Here is a 2,645-nt window from a genome sequence, read left to right as displayed (position 1 = left end):
TGTCTTTAGCCCAACCCAAACGTATTCTGATCATCAAATTGCGCCATCATGGCGATGTGCTTTTGAGCACGCCGGTGGTCGATGCGCTGAAAACCCGTTTCCCCGATTGCGAAATCGATATGCTGGTATACGCCGGTACGGAGCAGCTGATTGCCGATAATCCGCAGATTACGCAGATTTTTACCATTGATCGAAATTGGAAGAAGCTGGGCGTATTCAAGCAGTTGGCATGTGAGAAAAACCTTTTTTCAAAGCTGAAGGCGCGTGATTATGACTGGGCTTTCAACCTGTCCGATCAATGGCGCGCGGCGGTAATCGCCAAACTGTGCGCCCGTTGCAGCGTGGGTTTGGACTGCATCAAGCGTGACGGATTCTGGTGGCGTTTCTGTCATGATTTTATCAACCATGAGCTTGATACCAGCCATCATATCGTTGAGAACCAATTGAATATCCTTGCGCCGCTTATCCAGCCGGAAGACGTGGCCGATGCGAAAGTACGCCTTTGGGTGGCGCAAGATGCAAGGGAAAGCATGCGGCAGAAATTGCGTGAGCAGGGTTGGAGCGGCGAAGATTATGTGTTGTTGCACCCGGGTGCGCGTTGGCATTTCAAATGTTGGGAAGACGGCAAGAATGCCGCCATCGTACAGCTTCTGCTCAACAGCGGGCAGAATGTCGTGTTGACTGCTTCTCCCGACACTGTCGAACAATACATGCTTCAGGAAATTATAGGCCGTCTGAATATTCCGGAAGGCAGAAAAGTATATGTGTTGTCCGGATGCTTGAGCCTGCGTGAATTGGCGGCGGCCATTGAGGGAGCCAAACTGTTTGTCGGTGTCGATTCTGCACCGATGCACATCGCTGCTGCTTTGGATAAACCGCAAATTGCTTTGTTTGGCGCGTCATGGGTGGATAAATGGCGTCCGTATTCCGAGCAGGCCGAAGTCATTTATGCCGGCGATTATGCCGAATTACCGCATCCTGACAGTATCGACACTAACGATCCGACACGTCTGTTGAGAGCGATTCCGTTGCAGGATGTGTGGGATAAAATTTCTGCCAAATTGGAGGCGTTGGAGGCTTAAAACCGCTTACCACGATCCGTTAAACGGTTTAGCTTTGCGCCAAAATGCCCATTTGGAACGGCGGCCGATTTCCAGCGTGCCGCCGTTTTCGCCGTCTGTGGCAATGCACACGGTTTTCAGACGGCCTGAAGCGAGTGCGTCCCATAAAGGCGCAAACCAACGGGTTTCCCAGCTTTCCAAAATATCTTTGTATGCCCAAACATCGCCTGTCTGCAAGGTGGAAACCAAGTCGTCCAAAAAGATAAGGCCGTCTGAAACTGTGCTGCCTGTTTCTTGAACCATCTCAAACCAAGCCTTCAAATCGTATGGTGCATTGATTTTGGGCGTATCTGAAAAACGCGCCCATGCGCTGTCTGAAGCGACAATATCCGCAGACTGTGTACCGTCCGCGTCATTCCACAGCCATAAACCGTTGATTTCCGGAAAGCCTTGTTGTTCACGCGCTTGGTTAATCGGATGCGTGTGGAGAAACATTTGGATTTCCGTCTGCATGGCCAACCAAGACACCGCATCTTCGCCATGTGCCTGACCGTCCATTTCCGGCTGCCCGCACACATCCAAAACACATTCCGCGCCCCAATCTTCAATCTTCGACATACTGAGCAGCCACATACTTTCGCAAAGCGGCTCGAATTGCCAATCTTTATCTTGATAAAACGCCGACAAATCCGCACATAACCGCTGAGCCTCCTCTTTTGGGATGCCGATAAACTCGCCGCTGATAATGTTGACATGGTGCATGCCCATTTGTTGCCAAACCGGAGAGGCAAAAGCGGCCGCGCGTTTTTGGTTTGTGTGGCGTAAACGTTGCACTTGGGCAATAAGGCTGCCGCTCCACAAATGGCGTCCGTAAAATTCAGACGGCTTGAGTGTTTCTTTGCGTAATATGCCGTAACGCAAAAGATGGTTAAAAGCAGGTAAGGCAAGCGCAGGCACGGATTCGTCGGCAAAGCGGTTGAGCGAGGGGAGGGCGAGGGTCAGCTTCATAAGCGCAAATAGATAGGAAAACCGTTATTTTACGCGACAAATGATGCGTTTCGGAACCTTGCCCTCACGCCCTGAAAAAGAGCCGTTCAGACGGTCGGTTTGGAAAAAACGGGCTGTCATGCTAGAATGCGTGGCGTAAATTTCAGAAAAACAGGGTGTAAATCAACACAATAGCCCTGATAATAACGTCAATCTCAAACACGACCTCATTTATTCCGAATGAAAACCTGATTTTCAGATCGGAAAAAAGACTCAAAGTCCTTTATCCCCAAAACTGTTTAAACCAGCAGGCGGTCGCGGCAGACCGGATGTGCCGGCATTCTGCAAACCTCAAAAAACAGACCGCCCCATTAAGGATAACGCGTGATTAAAAACAAATATTCCACTCGATTTAAAGCAACCCTCTTAGCGTTTCTGCTGCCGGCTTCAGGCATCATGACCGCATACGCCATTACCTACCCTCAACCTGCACAGACCGATTTCAAAGTCGAGCGTATTTCCGAAGAGCTGCCTGCCGTTTATGTGGAAACCAATACCTATCAATCCAGCTATTGGGCGCAAGAAGCCGTCCAAGCC

Annotated in this window: 2 protein-coding genes and 1 pseudogene; 2 read left to right on the top strand and 1 reads right to left on the bottom strand. The window is 50.2% G+C overall.

The genetic code is table 11. The features are described from left to right. The coding region (rfaQ, locus tag ACTHUE_RS15050) for a putative lipopolysaccharide heptosyltransferase III (protein WP_440423901.1) at window positions 1-1,082 on the top strand (1,082 nt) is incomplete at its 5' end. 6 nt (window positions 1,083-1,088) lie between these two features. On the opposite strand, the gene ACTHUE_RS15045 is transcribed toward rfaQ, so the two are convergent. After that, window positions 1,089-2,069: a hypothetical protein gene (locus ACTHUE_RS15045; protein WP_070459388.1), complete on the bottom strand. Its 981-nt coding sequence runs from the start codon at window positions 2,067-2,069 to the stop codon at window positions 1,089-1,091. A 363-nt stretch (window positions 2,070-2,432) separates the two neighbouring features. Here ACTHUE_RS15045 and ACTHUE_RS15040 point away from each other — a divergent pair. Further along, window positions 2,433-2,645, top strand: a pseudogene (locus ACTHUE_RS15040) (peptidase M23); the annotation flags it as partial.

The organism is Neisseria sp. P0021.S005 (assembly GCF_051956955.1).
Note: the sequence above shows the minus strand (reverse complement) of the source record. Positions and strands in the feature narration are given on the sequence as shown.